Below are 15,489 nucleotides of genomic sequence, written 5' to 3'. Positions count from 1 at the left end.
AGTGCATGGCACGCACTCCGGGGCCGGCCTGGGGCTCAGACCCTCTGGGGGTCGAGGCTCAACGTCAGGCGTTGACGCAGGTGTTGCCGAAGGCGGGGTTCAGCAGCCCGATCACGGAGACCGTGTTGCCGCACACGTTCACCGGGACGTGAACCGGCACCTGGACGACGTTGCCCGAGAGCACGCCGGGGGAACCGATGGCGGCACCCTGGGCACCCGAGTCGGCAACGGCCATGCCCGCACCCGCGAGAACGAGACCGCCCGTGGCAGCCGCAGCAGCGACGACCTTCTTGATCATTATTCCTCCTTGTTGGCAATGCGATCCCAACCGCGGACCGCACCACCTGTAACGAGGAGGACCCATTGGGGCTACGAGCCTATGAGCGCATTCACCCTTTCCGGTCAATTAGCACGCACGACCGAATAGCGCAGGGTTCGCCACTCACGCCCCTCAGGAGGCGTCGATGAACCGGTCGAGGACCCGGACGCCGAACTTCAGACCGTCCACCGGGACGCGCTCGTCGACGCCGTGGAACATGCCGGCGAAGTCCAGCTCCGGCGGCAGCTTGAGGGGGGCAAAGCCGAAGCAGCGGATGCCGAGGTCGTCGAAGGACTTGGCGTCGGTGCCGCCGGAGAGCATGTACGGCACGGCCCGGGCGATCGGGTCCTCCGCCTTGAGCGCCAGCTGCATGGCGTCCACGAGGTCGCCGTCGAAGCTGGTCTCCAGCGCCTTGTCGCCGTGCACGTCCTCGCGCCGGACCCGCGGGCCGAGGATCCGGTCGAGGTCGGCCAGGAACTCGTCCTCGTACCCCGGCAGGAACCGCCCGTCGACGTGCGCGGTGGCCTGGCCCGGGATGACGTTGACCTTGTAGCCGGCGCCGAGCATGGTCGGGGCGGCGGAGTTGCGCAGGGTGGCGCCGATCATCTTGGCGATGCCGCCCAGCTTGGCGAGCGTGGCCTCCATGTCCTCGGGGTCGAGCGGGGTACCGAGCGCGTCGGAGAGCTCGTCCAGGAAGGAGCGCACGGTCTTGGTCATCCGTACCGGCCACTGATGGCGGCCCAGGCGGCCCACGGCCTCGCACAGCTCGGTGATGGCGTTGTCGTTGTTGGTCATCGAGCCGTGGCCGGCCGTGCCCTCGACGGTCAGCCGCATCCAGTGCATGCCCTTCTGGGCCGTCTCGACCAGATAGAGCCGCAGGTTCTCGTTGACGGTGAAGGAGAAGCCGCCGACCTCGCCGATGGCCTCGGTCACCCCGTCGAAGAGGTCCCGGTGGTGGTCGACCAGGTGGCGGGCGCCGTAGGTGCCGCCGGCCTCCTCGTCGGCGAGGAAGGCGAGGACGATGTCCCGGGGCGGCTTGCGGCCGCTGCGCAGCCGGTCCCGGACGACCGCGAGGGTCATCGCGTCCATGTCCTTCATGTCGACCGCGCCCCGGCCCCAGACGCAGCCGTCGGCGACCTCGCCGGAGAAGGGGTGGTGCGTCCAGTCGTCCGCGTTGGCCGGCACCACGTCGGTATGGCCGTGGATGAGGAGGGCCGGCCGGGACGGGTCCTCGCCCTCGATCCGGGCGACGGTGGAGGCCCGCCCCTGGTGCGATTCGATGATCTTCGGATCCAGGCCGACCTCGGCCAGCTTCTCCGCGATGTACTCCGCCGCCGCCCGTTCGCCCGGGCCGGAGTGGTCGCCGTAGTTGCTGGTGTCGATGCGGATGAGGTCGCGACAGAGGTCGACGACCTCGTCCTCGCCGGTGACGCTCCGGGCCGTGTTCGACTCGCTCACGCTGCTTCCTCCCACTACGTGCCCCACATGGTTGCTGGTGGTCTCCCCCCATCCTCCCGCGCCCGGGCCCGGGCACCCAAGGGCAGCCCCCGGCGGACATGTGCCCGTCACATGTGCCGTACGCGTTCCGCACCGGCCGGGGCCGGGGAAGGGTGGTGATCTGCCACTCCGAATGTTTGCTATGGTTTTCCACGTCGGAACGGCCCAGCGGCCGGAAAGACAGACACCTTGTCCGGGTGGCGGAATGGCAGACGCGCTAGCTTGAGGTGCTAGTGCCCTTTATCGGGCGTGGGGGTTCAAGTCCCCCCTCGGACACCAGCGGAAGACCCCACGTCTCGTGGGGTCTTTCTTCGTTACGGCGGTGGGACCGTGAGACGCAGAGCGAGGGCCATCGGGGCGCCGTTGCCGCAGCGGGGGGGGATCGATCCCGCGCGGGTGCGGCTGCCCGAGGACACGGAGGGCCGCTGGGCGACCGTCGGTGATCATCTGCGGGACCGCTTCGGCGGCGCCATCGGTGCCGGGCGGGTGGACGAGATGCTGCGGGACGGCCGCTTCGTGCGGCTGGACGGGCCCGTGACCGGCCGGGAGCCGTACGCCGCCGGACTGAGCATCTGGTTCCACCGCGACTTCCCCGCGGAGGAGCCGGTGCCGTTCGGGATCGGAGTGGTGTACCGCGACGAGCGGATCGTGGTCGCCGACAAGCCGCACTTCCTGGCGACGATGCCCCGCGGCCGGCACGTGACCGAGACGGCGCTGGCGCGGCTGCGCCGGGAGCTGGCGCTGGCGGAGCTCCAGCCGGCGCACCGGCTGGACCGGCTGACGGCGGGGCTGGTCCTCTTCGTCGTGCGACCCGCGGACCGGGGCGCGTACCAGACGCTGTTCCGGGACCGGCTGGTGCGCAAGGAGTACGAGGCGGTGGCGCCGTACGATCCGGCGGTCGCGCTTCCGGTCACCGTGCGGAGCCGGATCGAGAAGGAGCGCGGGGTGATGGCCGCCCGGGAGGTGCCGGGCGAGCCGAACAGCGAGAGCCGGATCGAGCTGGTGGAGCGGCGGGGGGCGCTCGGGCGCTACCGGCTGCTGCCGGCCACCGGGCGCACCCATCAGCTGCGGGTGCACATGAACGCCCTGGGGCTGCCGATCCTGCACGATCCGGTCTATCCCGTGGTGCGCGCGGACGGGCCGGAGGACTTCACGCGGCCGCTGCAACTGCTGGCGCGGACGCTGGAGTTCACCGACCCGGTCTCGGGCGTGGAGCTGCGGTTCGAGAGCCGGCTGAGCCTCGCCGGGCTCAGTGGCCCCGGCTGACCCACTCCTGGAGGTGCGGGGCTTCGGCGCCGATGGTGGTGGTGTCGCCGTGTCCGGTGCGGACGACCGTCTCCGGCGGGAGGGCGAGGAGGCGGTCGCGGATCGAGTCGACGAGGGTGGGGAAGTGGGAGAAGGACCGGCCGGTGGCGCCGGGTCCGCCCTGGAAGAGGGTGTCGCCGGTGAAGACGGTGGCCAGGTCGGGGGCGTACAGACAGACCGCTCCGGGGGCGTGGCCCGGGGTGTGCAGGACCTTGAGGTCGGTGCCCGCGATGGTGAGGGTCTGGCCGTCGGCGAGTTCGCCGTCGGGGGTGTGGTCGGGGTGGGTCTGCTTCCACAGGGGCTGGTCGTCGGGGTGGAGCAGGATGCGGGCGCCGGTGGCGGCGGCGAGGGCCGGGGCGGCGTCGATGTGGTCGTTGTGCGCGTGGGTGCAGACGATGGCGCGGAGGGTACGGCCGTCGAGGGCGGCGAGGATGGCGGTGGCGTCGTGGGCGGCGTCGATGACGATGGCCTCGGTGTCGTCGCCGACGATCCAGACGTTGTTGTCGACGTCCCAGGTGCCGCCGTCGAGGGAGAAGGTGCCGGAGGTGACCAGGTGGTCGATGCGGGTGGCCATCAGAACACCACCACCGAGCGCAGGACATCGCCCTCGTGCATGCGGGCGAACGCCTTCTCCACATCGCCCAGGCCGATGGTCTCGGTGACGAACGCGCCGAGGTCGATGCGGCCCTGCTGGTGCAGGTCGATCAGCATCGGGAAGTCCCGGGAGGGCAGGCAGTCGCCGTACCAGGAGGACTTCAGCGCACCGCCGCGGCCGAAAACATCCAGGAGCGGGAGGTCCAGACGCATCTCAGGGGTGGGCACACCCACCAGGACGACGGTGCCGGCCAGATCGCGGGCATAGAACGCCTGCCTGTACGTCTCCGGGTGGCCGACGGCCTCGATGACGACATCGGCGCCGAAACCCCCGGTCAGTTCGCGCACCGCCTCGACCGGATCGGTGGAACGGGAGTTGACCGTGTGGGTGGCGCCCATGGAACGGGCCGTCTGCAGCTTCCGGTCGTCGATGTCGACGGCGATGATCCGCGCCGCACCGGCGAGGCGGGAGCCGACGATCGCCGCATCCCCCACACCACCACAGCCGATGACCGCGACACTGTCGCCGCGGCCGACGTTCCCGGTGTTGATCGCCGCGCCGATACCGGCCATGACACCACAGCCCAACAGGCCGGCCACCGCCGGAGCCACGGAAGGGTCGACCTTGGTGCACTGGCCCGCGGCGACGAGGGTCTTCTCGGCGAAGGCACCGATACCCAGGGCCGGGGAGAGCTCGGCCCCACCGGCGAGCAGCGTCATCTTCTGCCGGGCGTTGTGCGTGTCGAAGCAGTACTGCGGACGCCCCCGCAGACAAGCCCGGCACACCCCGCACACCGCACGCCAGTTCAGGATCACGAAATCGCCCGGAACCACCTCGGAGACACCCGCGCCGACCGACTCGACGACACCCGCGGCCTCATGACCGAGAAGGAAGGGAAAGTCCTCGCTGATGCCACCCTGCTTGTAATGCAGGTCGGTGTGACAGACCCCGCAGGCCTGGACCTTCACCACGGCCTCACCCGGACCCGGATCGGGAACGACGATCGTCTCCACCCGTACGGGCTCGTTCCGGCCGGGGGCGACGACCCCCTGGACCTGCTGCGCCATCGTGCACTTCCCTTCCTCGGTAAGCCTCTTGGCTACCACTATCTCCTGACGAACGGTGAGACCCCCGCAGATCGTGCCCGCGGGGGTCTCACTGTTTGTCAGGTGTCCGTGCCGAGGTCAGCCCTTGAGGGAGGCCTCGGTGGCGCGGACCCGCTTGCGGACGAGGAACCAACCGCCGACGAGCAGGAGGCCGATCAGCGGGAGGCAGTTCACGGTGGTGCGGCTGATGCCGCCGTCCATCCACATCAGGACGAGGACGGAGCCGAGGAACACCAGCGTGACGATCTGGGTGTACGGGGCCCAGGGCAGGCGGTAGGAGGGGCGGGTGACCCGGCCTTCCTTGGAGCGGTTCACGAACAGCAGCGAGCAGACCATGATCATGGCCCAGGTGCCGATGATGCCGACGGAGGCGAAGTTCAGCACCAGCTCGAAGGCCTCGCCGGGCATGACGTAGTTCAGGCCGACGCCGAGGACACCGAAGGCGGCGGTCAGCAGGATGCCGCCGTAGGGGACGCCGCCCTTGTTCATGACGCCGGTGAACCGGGGCGCGGAGCCCGCCAGCGACATGGAGCGCAGGATCCGGCCGGTCGAGTAGAGACCGGAGTTCAGGCTGGAGAGCGCGGCGGTGAGGACGACGAGGTTCATCACGCCGGCGGCGCCGGGGATGCCCAGCTTGTCGAAGACGGTGACGAAGGGGCTCTGGTCGCCGGAGTACGCGGTGTACGGCAGGAGCAGGGCGAGGAGGACGACGGAGCCGACGTAGAAGAGGCCGACGCGCCACATGATCGAGTTGATCGCCTTGGGCATGATCTTCTCGGGGTTCTCGGTCTCGCCGGCGGCGACGCCGCACAGCTCGACGGAGGCGTAGGCGAAGACGACGCCCTGGATCAGCAGCAGCATCGGCATGACACCGCTGGGGAAGATGCCGCCGTTGTCCGTGATGGTGGACAGGCCCGGGGTGTGGCCGCCGACCTCGTGCGAGGTCGCGATCAGGAAGATGCCGATGAGCATGAAGGCGACGAGGGCGCCGACCTTGACGATCGCGAACCAGAACTCCATCTCGCCGAAGTACTTCACCGAGATGAGGTTGGCGGCGAGGACGACCGCGAGGGCGATCAGGGCGAGGATCCACTGCGGGACGTCGCTGAACATGGCCCAGAAGTGGGCGTAGGTCGCGGCCGCGGTGATGTCGGCGATGGCGGTGGTCGACCAGTTCAGGAAGTAGAGCCAGCCGGCGGTGTAGGCGCCCTTCTCGCCCATGAACTCACGGGCGTAGGAGACGAAGGCTCCGGAGGAGGGGCGGTAGAGCACCAGCTCGCCGAGGGCGCGCACCACGAAGAAGGCGAAGACGCCGCAGACCGCGTAGGCGATGAAGAGGGACGGTCCGGCGTTGGCCATGCGGCCGCCGGCGCCGAGGAACAGGCCGGTGCCGATGGCGCCGCCGATGGCGATCATGTTGATGTGCCGGGACTTCAGGTCCTTGCGGTACCCGGCGTCACCGGCGTCGACGTGGGGGGACGCCCCGGGCGCGGGGGGCAGGCCCGCCGGTGGGGTGGCGGACAGCGTGTCGGCCGCAGGGGAGATGCGGTCACTCATGGACTTGTTCGCCTTCGTGAGGGGGAGGGTCTGTGCGGTACCCGGCCACGCGCGCGGGAGGTCGTCCTCGACGCGGCCAGCGCACATCGTCACGGCAAGACGGGGGTTCTGACAGTGGCCAATGTCACTGAACGCCCTTATTTGAGCTACTTCTGAGCTTGCGCCGGGGTGTACGGGGCGAGATCGGGCGGTTGACGCGCGTTTACGGCGCGAGGACGTCCAGCTCCTTGAGGGCGCCGACCGCGATCTGCCGGGTCAGCTCCTCGGCGCGGGCCGCGTCCCGCTCCCGAACGGCCTCGGCGACCTGGACGTGGAGGGTGACGGCGGCCGGGTCGGGGTCCTCGAACATCACCTGGTGGTGGGTGCGGCCGGTGAGCACCTCGGCGACCACGTCGCCGAGCCGGGCGAACATCTCGTTGCCGGAGGCGTCGAGGACCACGCGGTGGAAGGCGATGTCGTGGACGAGGTACTCCTCCAGCCGGCGACCGCGCGAGGTGGCGACCATGCCGAGCGCCTGCTCGGTCAGCTCGCGGCACTGCGCGGGGGTGGCGTGGAGGGCGGCGAGGCCGGCTGCGACCGGTTCCACGGCGGAGCGCAGGACGGTGAGCGAGCGCAGCTGACGGGGCCGGTCGGCGCCGGCCAGGCGCCAGCGGATGACCTGGGGGTCGTAGACGTTCCACTGCGGGGTGGGCAGGACGGTCACCCCGACGCGGCGGCGGGACTCGACCAGGTGCATGGATTCCAGGACGCGCACGACCTCGCGGACGACCGTCCGGGAGACGTCGAAGCGCTGGGCCAGCTCGTCGGTGCGCAGCACGCTGCCGGGCGGGTACTCCCCCGCGGTGATCGCGAGGCCCAGGGTGGCCAGGACGTGCGAGTGGAGCCCCGGGGCCGGTGTCGTCATGGGGTCAGCCTATGCGGCGACGCGATCACCGAACTAGAAGTATGACTTTTATGTCACAGGCTCTTGAATACGTCGTACTCAATGGGTTTCATGAGCGCGACGGAATCGATGTCGAGGAAGACAGCGAGGCACCACCCATGAGCACCACCCCTCTGACGGCGCCCCTGGTCGTCGTCGTGATGGGCGTCGCGGGCACCGGCAAGACCACCATCGGTCCGCTGGTCGCCGACGCCCTCGGCGTCCCCTACGCCGAGGGCGACGACTTCCATCCGCCGGCGAACGTCGCCAAGATGTCCGCCGGCGTCCCGCTGGACGACGAGGACCGCGGCCCGTGGCTCGACGCGATCGGGCGATGGGCGCACGGCAGGGCCGGGCTCGGCGGGGTGGTGAGCAGCTCCGCGCTGAAGCGGATCTACCGGGACCGGCTGCGGGCGGCCGCCCCGGGCGCGGTCTTCCTCCACCTCACCGGTGCGCGCGAGCTGATCGAGCGGCGGATGGCCGAGCGGAAGGGCCACTTCATGCCGACCGCGCTGCTCGACTCGCAGTTCGCCACCCTGCAGCCCCTGGCGGACGACGAGGCGGGGGTCGCCGTGGACGTCTCCGGCTCCCCCGAGGAGATCGCCGCCCGGGCCGTCGCCGCGCTGCGCCGGCTCGGCGGCTGACGCCGGAGCCGTCGCGGCGGCGCGGGACGTGCATCCGCGCCGCCTGGCCCGATCACCGGTCCTCTGAGCCGTATCCGCGCCGCCGGAACCGTCTCCGCGCCACGGGCGCTCCCCCAGCGCCCGCTCCTCCCCTACGACCGTCCCTAAGGAACCACCGTGACCAGTCTCAGCGTCGAGACGCTGGCAGCGGACGCCGTCGAGCCGATCACCTCGGCCGGCAACGCCCAGCTCGGCATCGCCGTGCTCGCGGGCATCGCCGTCATCGTCCTGCTCATCACCAAGTTCAAGCTGCACGCCTTCCTGGCGCTGACCATCGGGTCCCTGGCCCTGGGCGCGTTCGCCGGCGCCCCGCTCGCGGCGACCATCGAATCCTTCACCTCCGGCCTCGGCAAGACCGTGGCCGGTGTGGGCGTGCTCATCGCGCTCGGCGCGATCCTCGGCAAACTGCTCGCCGACTCCGGCGGCGCCGACCAGATCGTCGACACGATCCTCGCCCGGGCGAGCGGCCGGGCCATGCCGTGGGCGATGGTGCTGATCGCCTCCGTCATCGGGCTGCCGCTCTTCTTCGAGGTCGGCATCGTGCTGCTGATCCCGGTGGTCCTCCTGGTCGCCAAGCGCGGCAACTACTCGCTGATGCGGATCGGCATCCCCGCCCTCGCCGGCCTCTCGGTGATGCACGGACTGATTCCGCCGCACCCCGGTCCGCTGGTCGCCATCGACGCGCTCGGCGCCGACCTCGGCGTCACACTCGCCCTGGGCGTGCTGGTCGCCGTACCGACCGTGATCATCGCCGGTCCGGTCTTCTCGCGGTACGCCGCCCGCTGGGTGGACATCCCGGCCCCCGAGAACATGATCCCCAGCCGTCCTTCCGAGGAGCTGGAGAAGCGTCCCGGCTTCGTCGCCACCGTCTCGACCGTGCTGCTGCCCGTCGTCCTGATGCTGGTCAAGGCGCTGGTCGACATCGTCGTGGACGACCCCGCCCACCCGGTGCAGAAGGTCACCGACGTCATCGGCTCGCCGTTGATCGCGCTGCTCGCCGCCGTGCTCGTCGGCCTGTTCACGCTGGGCCGGGCGGCCGGCTTCACCAAGCAGCGGCTCTCCACGACCGTCGAGAAGTCCCTCGCCCCGATCGCGGGCGTGCTGATGATCGTCGGCGCCGGCGGCGGCTTCAAGCAGACCCTGATCGACGTCGGCGTGGGCCAGATGATCCTGGACTTCTCCGAGAACTGGTCGATCCCCGCGCTGCTGCTCGCCTGGCTCATCGCCGTGGCGATACGGCTGGCGACCGGCTCGGCGACGGTGGCGACGATCTCCGCCGCCGGTCTCGTGGCCCCGCTCGCCGAGGGCATGGGGACGAGCGAGACGGCCCTGCTGGTGCTGGCGATCGGCGCCGGCTCGCTCTTCTTCAGCCATGTGAACGACGCCGGGTTCTGGCTGGTGAAGGAGTACTTCGGCATGACCGTCGGCCAGACGATCAAGACCTGGTCGGTGATGGAGACCATCATCTCGGTGGTCGGCATCGTCTTCGTCCTGCTGCTGTCCCTGGTGTTGTAGCGGGCGCCGGACGGAGCGGCGGGAACGGGCGGCGAGGGCCGGTCGTGGCTGACAGACTGTCGGCCATGACCGGCCCTCACGCGCTCAAGCCGTTCCTGCTCGCCTTCCCCGGACCGCTGCGCGACCGGCTCGTCGCCGCGGTCCTCTCCGGCGAGAAGGTCTCCACCACCGGGCTGCTCGCCGAATGGGAGGCGGAGGGCGAGGACCTCCCCGAGGTCGGCGAGCGCTCGGCCCTGATCGACTCGGACGGGCGCGAGGTCGCGGTGGTGGAGGTGGTCGGGGTCCGGACGCTGCCCCTCGGCGAGGTCGACCTGCGGCACGCGCGCGACGAGGGCGAAGGGCACACGTCGGTGGCCGCGTGGCGCGCGGACCACGAGCGGTTCTGGCACTCCGAGGAGATGCGGGAGGCGCTCGGCGATCCCACCTTCACGGTGGACGACGCGACGCCGGTGGTGGCGGAGCGGTTCCGGGTCGTGGAACTGCTGCCGCCCGCCTGAGGCTCGCGGACCTCCGCCCACCGCCCTCCGTTACGACACCGCCTGCGCCGCCGCCCGGCCTGCCGCGCGGCCCGAGAAGATGCAGCCGCCGAGGAAGGTGCCCTCCAGGGAGCGGTAGCCGTGCACGCCTCCGCCGCCGAAGCCGGCCGCCTCGCCCGCCGCGTACAGGCCGGCGAGCGGCTCGCCGCCCTCTGTCAGGACCCGCGAGGAGAGGTCGGTCTCCAGTCCGCCGAGCGACTTGCGGGTCAGGATGTTGAGCCGTACGGCGATGAGCGGACCGGCCTTGGGGTCCAGGATGCGGTGCGGGGCGGCGGTACGGATCAGCTTGTCGCCCAGGTACTTCCGGGCCCCTCGGATCGCCGTGACCTGGAGGTCCTTGGTGAACGGGTTGGCGATCTCCCGATCGCGGGCGGTGACCTCGCGGCGCAGTTCGGCCTCGTCGATGAGCGGCTCGTCGGTGAGCGCGTTCATGCCCCGGACGAGCGCGGCCAGATCGTTCTCCACGACGAAGTCGACGCCGTTGTCCATGAACGCCTTCACCGGGCCCGGGACGTCCGCCCGCGCGCGGCCGATCACGTCGCGGACCGACTTGCCGGTCAGGTCGGGGTTCTGCTCGGAGCCGGAGAGCGCGAACTCCTTGCCGATGATCCGCTGGTCGAGGATGAACCAGGTGTGGTCGTGGCCGGTGCGGGTGATGTGTTCGAGGGTGCCGAGGGTGTCGAAGCCGGGGAAGAGCGGGACGGGCAGCCGGCGGCCGCGCGCGTCCAGCCAGAGCGAGGAGGGCCCGGGCAGGATGCGGATGCCGTGGCGGGCCCAGATCGGGTTCCAGTTCTCGATGCCCTCGGTGTAGTGCCACATCCGGTCGCGGTTGATGTGGTGGGCCCCGGCCTTCTCCGCGATGCCGAGCATCAGCCCGTCGACGTGGGCGGGGACCCCGGAGAGCAGCTTGGCGGGCGGGGTGCCGAGCCGCTCGGGCCACTGGGCCCGGACCAGGTCGTGGTTGCCGCCGATGCCGCCCGAGGTGACGATCACGGCCTGTGCGCGGTAGGAGAAGGCGCCGGTCACCTCGCGGCTGCTCGCGGCGCCGCGGGCGGCGGACGAGGGGGCGAGGGTCTCGCCGTGGACGGTGTCCACGGCCCCGGCCGTGCGACCGAGGCCCGTCACCCGGTGGCGGAAGCGGAACCGGACCCGGCCGGCGGCGGCGCCCTCCCGGACCCGGCGCTCGAACGGGGCGACGAGGCCCGGGCCGGTGCCCCAGGTGATGTGGAAGCGGGGGACGGAGTTGCCGTGGCCGGTGGCGCCGTACCCGCCGCGCTCGGCCCAGCCGACGACGGGGAAGAAGCGCACCCCGCGCGCGTGCAGCCAGGACCGCTTCTCGCCGGCGGCGAAGTCGACGTACGCCTCCGCCCACTTCCGCGGCCAGCGGTCCTCCTCGCGGTCGAAGCCGGCGGTGCCGAGCCAGTCCTGGTGGGCGAGGTCGCGGCTGTCCTTGATCCGCATCCGGCGCTGCTCGGGCGAGTCGACGAGGAAGAGCCCGCCGAAGGACCAGTGGGCCTGTCCGCCGAGGGACTGCTCGGGTTCCTGGTCGAGCAGGATCACGCTCCGTCCCGCGTCGACCAGTTCCGCGGTGGCCACGAGTCCGGCGAGCCCGGCTCCGATCACGATCACATCAGCGTCGTACGACATGGTCCGAATATTGGATACACCGATGTATCCAGTCAACCGTCCGGCACCGATCGACCGCATCTGTTTTCTCCGCGTCGGGCACGACCCGCCACTGATTGAATGACGTCATGAGCGCCGCGGATGAGGTACTGGACGTCGTGGACGAGTCCGACCGGGTGGTCGGGCAGGCTCCGCGCGGTGAGGTGTACGCGCGGGGGCTGATCCACCGCTGCGTGTTCGTCCGGGTCCGGGACGCCGAGGGCCGGACCTTCATCCACCGCAGGACCCCGGGGAAGCTGCTCTTCCCCTCGATGTACGACATGTTCGTCGGCGGTGTGGTCGGCGCGGGCGAGTCGTACGACGCGGCCGCCCTGCGCGAGGCCGAGGAGGAGCTGGGGGTGCGCGGGCTGTCCCGCCCCGAGCCGGTGCTGCGTTTCCTCTACGACTCCGGCGGCGTCGCCGGGAAGTGGTGGTCGGCGGTCTACGAGGTCCGGTGCACCCTGCCGGTGAACCCGCAGGTGGAGGAGGTCGCCTGGCACGGCTTCGTCACCGACGCGGAGCTGGAGCGGCGGCTGCCCGAGTGGGAGTGGGTCCCCGACGGCCTCGCCGCGTACGAGCGGCTGCGCGCGCACAGGAGGCGCTGAAGAGCGGCGGATAGGGTGCCGGGGTGAGCGATTTCGTACGGAGCCTGCGCCTGTGGTTCGCCCCCCAGCGGATCCGGGAGGAGGGTGACACCCCCGACTACCGCTTCTCGCTGGCCAACGAGCGGACGTTCCTGGCGTGGATACGGACCTCGCTCGCGCTCGTCGGCGGCGGATTCGCCGTCGACCAGTTCCTGCCGGATCTGCGCTGGGGGGTACGGGTCGGGCTCGCGCTGGCCCTGCTCGCCGCCGGGGTGCTGTGCGCCCTGCGGGCGGTCAACCACTGGGTGCGCTGCGAGCGGGCGATGCGGCGCGGCGAGGACCTGCCGGTGTCGCGGTTCCCGACGGTGCTCGGTCTCGCGGTGGCCCTGGTGGCCCTCGCGATGGTGGTGGTCATCATCTTCGGGTGGGCCGGGCGGTGACCGGCGCGTCGGGGTCCGCGGGGGCGGTCGACGCGAAGGACCCGGGGCTGCAACCCGAGCGGACCCGGCTCGCCTGGCGGCGTACGACGCTGGCCTGCACGGTCGTGGCGGTGCTCGCCGTACGGGCGGCGATCGACGACGAGATCACGGCCGGGGCGCTGGTCGGCATGGCGCTGTCGGCTCTGGTCTGGATCGGCTTCCTCGCCGTCGCCCACCGGCGCATCGGAGCGCTGGACACGGCCCGGCCCCGCGCGCTCTCCCGCCGGGGCGCTCTCCTCGCGGCGGCGTGCACGGTCGCCCTGGCCGGGCTCGCGGTCGCGGTGGTGCTGTGACGGGGCGTACGCCATTCGCACCGGCCCTTGCGCTGAGGGGCGCGGGCGGCTGCCAGCGGCGTGCGCCGGAAGCGTCGTACGCCGTGCGTCAGTCGGGCCACTCCACCGTGACCACCACTTTTCCGTTCAGTCCCCCCTCGGCGTTGGCGCGCTGGGCGTCGGCGGCCTGGTCCAGCGGGAACGACCGCGCGACCCGTACGGACAGGACGCCTTCGTCGACCAGGCCGGCCAGGGCGGCGAGGTCGTCGGCGTCGGGGCGGACCCAGAAGTAGCGGCCGCCGAGGGCGATGACCTCGCCGTCCGCGATGGAGGCCAGGCGCCCCTCAGGGGCCAGGATCCTCGGCGTGAGCTTGAGGAAGGCGCCGCCGATGGTGTCGACGACCGCGTCCACCCCTTCCGGGGCGAGCGCGCGGACCTGCTCCACGAAGGTGTGCTCGTCGTAGAGCACAGGCTCCGCGCCCAGTTCCACGACCCGGTCCCGACCCGCCTCGCGGGCCGCGCCGATGACGCGGCAGCCGAGGTGGCGGGCGATCTGAACGGCCATGGAGCCGACCCCGCCGGCGGCGGCGTGGACGAGGACGATCTCCCCGGAGCGGACGCCGAGGGCCCGGTGCAGTACCTGATAGGCCGTGAGGCCGACCAGGGGGAGGGCGGCGGACTCCTCGAACCCCACGGTCCGGGGCTTGCGGGCGAGGGTGCGGACCGGGGCGGCGACGTACTCGGCGAAGGTGCCGTGCGCGAGGAAGTCCTCGCGGACGTAGCCCATCACCTCGTCGCCGACGCCGAACTCGGTCACGGAGACACCGGGCTGGACGACGACCCCGGCCACGTCCCAGCCCGGGATGACCGGGAACACGGCGTCCAGCATGCCGTCCAGGTACCCGGCCTGGGCCTTCCAGTCGACGGGGTTCACGGCGGCGGCCCGCACCTTGACGAGGACGTCGTCGGGGCCGACCTTCGGGTCGGGCCGCTCGCCGTACTCGAGCACCTCGGGTCCGCCGTACCGGCTGTAGCTGATCGCCTTCATACCCCGAACCTTCGAGGCGGCCCCGGTGCCCCGCAAGCCGGGCTCCCCCGGCGGAGCGACCCGACACCCCCACCCAGAACCGGGATGACCGGGGCAAACGGGACTAGCCTGGTGCCGTCACACCGCACCCTCACAGAGGCGATGTCATGACCGTTCTCCACCACGAGCACCCGACGCACGAGCACACCCACGGGGCCGCGTGCGGCCATCCCGCGGTCGAACACGAGGACCACGTGGACTACGCCCACGACGGGCACCTGCACCGCGAGCACTCCGGCCACTGGGACGAGTGCGAGCGGGCGGAGCACCTCGCGCACGAGGGGCACACGCACGAGCACGGGCCGGCGTGCGGGCACACCTCGGTGATCCACGGTGATCATCTGGACTACCTGCACGACGGGCACCGGCACGCGGCGCACGACGGGCACTGGGACGACCACTGAGCCTCGCCTCGGGGCCGCTGAGCCCGCCGCTTGCGGCGCCGGCCGGCGCCGAGCCGTACGTCGTGAGGCTCGCGCCGTCCGTCCACGCCTTCGTGCAGCCCGACGGGGGCTGGTGTCTGAACAACGCCGGGTTCCTCGGCGCAGGCGGGACCGGCGGGGAGACCCTGCTGGTGGACACGACCGCCACGGAGCGGCGGGCCCGGCTGCTGCGCGCGGCCGTGCTCGCCGCCGGTCTGCCGCTCCCCCGGACGATCGTGTCCACCCATCACCACGGCGACCACACCTACGGCAACGGCGTGTTCCTGCCCGATGCGCGCGTCATCGGGCACGAGAACTGCCGGACCGAGCAGCTCGCGGCCGGGCGCCAGCTGCATCTCCTCTGGCCCGGGACCGACTTCGGCGACATCGAGGTGGCGCCGCCGACGCTCACGTACCGCGAGCGGCTGACCGTGCACGTGGGTGACCTGGAGGTACGACTGCTGCACCCGGGCCCCGCGCACACGACCGGCGACACGGTCGTCCACGTCCCGGAGGCGGGGGTGGTCTTCACCGGCGACCTCGTCTTCCAGGGCGGCACGCCCTTCCTCCCGATGGGCTCACTGGCCGGCTCCCTGCGCGCCCTGGAGCTGCTGCGCTCGCTGGACGCCCCGACCGTGGTCCCCGGGCACGGCCCGGTGACCGACCCCTCGGCGTACGACGCGACGGAGCGGTACCTGCACTGGGTCGCCGCGCTCGCCCGCGAGGGGTACGCCCAGGGGATGACGCCGCTGGAGACCGCGCGGCGGGCCGATCTCGGCGAGTTCGCGGCATGGCGGGAGAGCGAGCGGCTCGTCGCGAACCTGCACCGCGCCTACGCGGAGCTGGCCGGCCTCCCGGAGGGCTCGCCGCTCGACCCCGCGCTCGTCTTCGGCGACATGGCGGCGCTGAACGGGTGCGTGCCGGTGGCGTGCCACGTGTAGGGGG

Annotated in this window: 17 protein-coding genes and 1 tRNA gene; 10 read left to right on the top strand and 8 right to left on the bottom strand. The window is 71.6% G+C overall.

From position 1 onward, the window contains the following. Positions 1–64: 64 nt before the first annotated feature. Together chpH and ACFZBD_RS28030 are read right to left on the bottom strand one after the other, a co-directional pair. On the bottom strand, positions 65–298 hold the full coding sequence (chpH, locus tag ACFZBD_RS28035; RefSeq protein WP_030315925.1) for a chaplin ChpH: 234 nt from the start codon (positions 296–298) through the stop codon (positions 65–67). A gap of 153 nt (positions 299–451) precedes the next feature. Continuing rightward, positions 452–1,777 carry a M20/M25/M40 family metallo-hydrolase gene (locus ACFZBD_RS28030; protein ID WP_391144694.1) on the bottom strand — a complete coding sequence of 442 codons (1,326 nt, stop codon included), beginning with the start codon at positions 1,775–1,777 and terminating at the stop codon, positions 452–454. 230 nt (positions 1,778–2,007) lie between these two features. On the opposite strand from ACFZBD_RS28030, the gene ACFZBD_RS28025 reads away from it, so the two are divergent. Both ACFZBD_RS28025 and ACFZBD_RS28020 read left to right on the top strand, forming a co-directional pair. Continuing rightward, a tRNA-Leu gene (locus ACFZBD_RS28025) sits at positions 2,008–2,095 on the top strand. Between the two features lie 51 nt (positions 2,096–2,146). Next, positions 2,147–3,082, top strand: a complete 936-nt coding sequence (locus ACFZBD_RS28020) for a pseudouridine synthase (protein ID WP_391144692.1) — start codon at positions 2,147–2,149, stop codon at positions 3,080–3,082. On the opposite strand, the gene ACFZBD_RS28015 is transcribed toward ACFZBD_RS28020, so the two are convergent. The 4 genes from ACFZBD_RS28015 to ACFZBD_RS28000 form a co-directional block, all read right to left on the bottom strand. Further along, positions 3,066–3,695 carry an MBL fold metallo-hydrolase gene (locus ACFZBD_RS28015; RefSeq protein WP_391144689.1) on the bottom strand — a complete coding sequence of 210 codons (630 nt, stop codon included), beginning with the start codon at positions 3,693–3,695 and terminating at the stop codon, positions 3,066–3,068. The genes ACFZBD_RS28020 and ACFZBD_RS28015 overlap by 17 nt on opposite strands. Next, complete coding sequence (locus ACFZBD_RS28010) at positions 3,695–4,783, bottom strand: S-(hydroxymethyl)mycothiol dehydrogenase (protein WP_391144687.1); 1,089 nt, start codon at positions 4,781–4,783, stop codon at positions 3,695–3,697. The genes ACFZBD_RS28015 and ACFZBD_RS28010 overlap by 1 nt, the downstream gene beginning before the upstream one ends. 117 nt (positions 4,784–4,900) lie before the next feature. After that, complete coding sequence (locus tag ACFZBD_RS28005) at positions 4,901–6,379, bottom strand: amino acid permease (RefSeq protein ID WP_391144685.1); 1,479 nt, start codon at positions 6,377–6,379, stop codon at positions 4,901–4,903. 202 nt (positions 6,380–6,581) lie between these two features. Beyond that, a complete protein-coding gene (locus ACFZBD_RS28000; RefSeq protein WP_391144682.1) occupies positions 6,582–7,283 on the bottom strand; it encodes an FCD domain-containing protein in 702 nt (233 codons plus the stop codon). Between the two features lie 152 nt (positions 7,284–7,435). Here ACFZBD_RS28000 and ACFZBD_RS27995 point away from each other — a divergent pair, with 152 nt between their 5' ends. The 3 genes from ACFZBD_RS27995 to ACFZBD_RS27985 all read left to right on the top strand — a co-directional run bounded on the left by ACFZBD_RS27995 (position 7,436) and on the right by ACFZBD_RS27985 (position 9,996). Then, positions 7,436–7,945 (top strand): gluconokinase, GntK/IdnK-type, encoded by a 510-nt coding sequence (locus tag ACFZBD_RS27995; protein WP_391145327.1) that lies wholly within the window; start codon positions 7,436–7,438, stop codon positions 7,943–7,945. 156 nt (positions 7,946–8,101) lie between these two features. Further along, a complete protein-coding gene (locus ACFZBD_RS27990; RefSeq protein WP_391144679.1) occupies positions 8,102–9,499 on the top strand; it encodes a gluconate:H+ symporter in 1,398 nt (465 codons plus the stop codon). 65 nt (positions 9,500–9,564) lie between these two features. After that, positions 9,565–9,996, top strand: coding sequence for an ASCH domain-containing protein (locus ACFZBD_RS27985; RefSeq protein ID WP_391144677.1), 432 nt, complete (start codon positions 9,565–9,567; stop codon positions 9,994–9,996). A gap of 30 nt (positions 9,997–10,026) precedes the next feature. On the opposite strand, the gene ACFZBD_RS27980 is transcribed toward ACFZBD_RS27985, so the two are convergent. Beyond that, entirely contained in the window at positions 10,027–11,682 is a 1,656-nt protein-coding gene (locus tag ACFZBD_RS27980; RefSeq protein WP_391144674.1) for an FAD-binding dehydrogenase, read from the bottom strand. Positions 11,683–11,789: 107 nt separating this feature from the next. Between ACFZBD_RS27980 and ACFZBD_RS27975 the strand changes: the two genes are divergently transcribed. From ACFZBD_RS27975 to ACFZBD_RS27965, 3 genes are read left to right on the top strand one after another with little or no spacing between them, the layout of a single operon-like run. Then, positions 11,790–12,305 carry an NUDIX domain-containing protein gene (locus ACFZBD_RS27975; protein ID WP_391144671.1) on the top strand — a complete coding sequence of 172 codons (516 nt, stop codon included), beginning with the start codon at positions 11,790–11,792 and terminating at the stop codon, positions 12,303–12,305. A gap of 23 nt (positions 12,306–12,328) precedes the next feature. After that, positions 12,329–12,724 carry a DUF202 domain-containing protein gene (locus tag ACFZBD_RS27970; protein ID WP_391144668.1) on the top strand — a complete coding sequence of 132 codons (396 nt, stop codon included), beginning with the start codon at positions 12,329–12,331 and terminating at the stop codon, positions 12,722–12,724. Beyond that, on the top strand, positions 12,709–13,056 hold the full coding sequence (locus ACFZBD_RS27965) for a DUF202 domain-containing protein (protein WP_391144666.1): 348 nt from the start codon (positions 12,709–12,711) through the stop codon (positions 13,054–13,056). Before ACFZBD_RS27970 ends, ACFZBD_RS27965 begins: the two co-directional genes overlap by 16 nt. Positions 13,057–13,144: 88 nt before the next feature. On the opposite strand, the gene ACFZBD_RS27960 is transcribed toward ACFZBD_RS27965, so the two are convergent. Next, positions 13,145–14,083 carry a zinc-binding dehydrogenase gene (locus ACFZBD_RS27960; protein WP_391144663.1) on the bottom strand — a complete coding sequence of 313 codons (939 nt, stop codon included), beginning with the start codon at positions 14,081–14,083 and terminating at the stop codon, positions 13,145–13,147. Positions 14,084–14,229: 146 nt separating this feature from the next. Here ACFZBD_RS27960 and ACFZBD_RS27955 point away from each other — a divergent pair, with 146 nt between their 5' ends. After that, complete coding sequence (locus ACFZBD_RS27955; RefSeq protein ID WP_391144660.1) at positions 14,230–14,526, top strand: hypothetical protein; 297 nt, start codon at positions 14,230–14,232, stop codon at positions 14,524–14,526. 62 nt (positions 14,527–14,588) lie between these two features. Beyond that, positions 14,589–15,485, top strand: a complete 897-nt coding sequence (locus tag ACFZBD_RS27950; RefSeq protein WP_391144659.1) for an MBL fold metallo-hydrolase — start codon at positions 14,589–14,591, stop codon at positions 15,483–15,485. The last annotated feature ends 4 nt before the right edge of the window (positions 15,486–15,489 follow it).

The sequence above is a fragment of the Streptomyces sp. NPDC008121 genome (genome assembly GCF_042957155.1).
Lineage (GTDB): Bacteria > Actinomycetota > Actinomycetes > Streptomycetales > Streptomycetaceae > Streptomyces.
This window is presented reverse-complemented; position numbering and strand designations above follow the sequence as displayed.

What these genes read in the sequence shown, in the direction of transcription:
- chpH (WP_030315925.1), bottom strand. Translation starts at nt 298, where the DNA reads ATGATCAAGAAGGTCGTCGCTGCTGCGGCTGCCACGGGCGGTCTCGTT.
- ACFZBD_RS28015 (WP_391144689.1), bottom strand. Translation starts at nt 3,695, where the DNA reads ATGGCCACCCGCATCGACCACCTGGTCACCTCCGGCACCTTCTCCCTC.
- ACFZBD_RS28010 (WP_391144687.1), bottom strand. Translation starts at nt 4,783, where the DNA reads ATGGCGCAGCAGGTCCAGGGGGTCGTCGCCCCCGGCCGGAACGAGCCC.
- ACFZBD_RS28005 (WP_391144685.1), bottom strand. Translation starts at nt 6,379, where the DNA reads ATGAGTGACCGCATCTCCCCTGCGGCCGACACGCTGTCCGCCACCCCA.
- ACFZBD_RS28000 (WP_391144682.1), bottom strand. Translation starts at nt 7,283, where the DNA reads ATGACGACACCGGCCCCGGGGCTCCACTCGCACGTCCTGGCCACCCTG.
- ACFZBD_RS27985 (WP_391144677.1), top strand. Translation starts at nt 9,565, where the DNA reads ATGACCGGCCCTCACGCGCTCAAGCCGTTCCTGCTCGCCTTCCCCGGA.
- ACFZBD_RS27980 (WP_391144674.1), bottom strand. Translation starts at nt 11,682, where the DNA reads ATGTCGTACGACGCTGATGTGATCGTGATCGGAGCCGGGCTCGCCGGA.
- ACFZBD_RS27975 (WP_391144671.1), top strand. Translation starts at nt 11,790, where the DNA reads ATGAGCGCCGCGGATGAGGTACTGGACGTCGTGGACGAGTCCGACCGG.
- ACFZBD_RS27960 (WP_391144663.1), bottom strand. Translation starts at nt 14,083, where the DNA reads ATGAAGGCGATCAGCTACAGCCGGTACGGCGGACCCGAGGTGCTCGAG.
- ACFZBD_RS27955 (WP_391144660.1), top strand. Translation starts at nt 14,230, where the DNA reads ATGACCGTTCTCCACCACGAGCACCCGACGCACGAGCACACCCACGGG.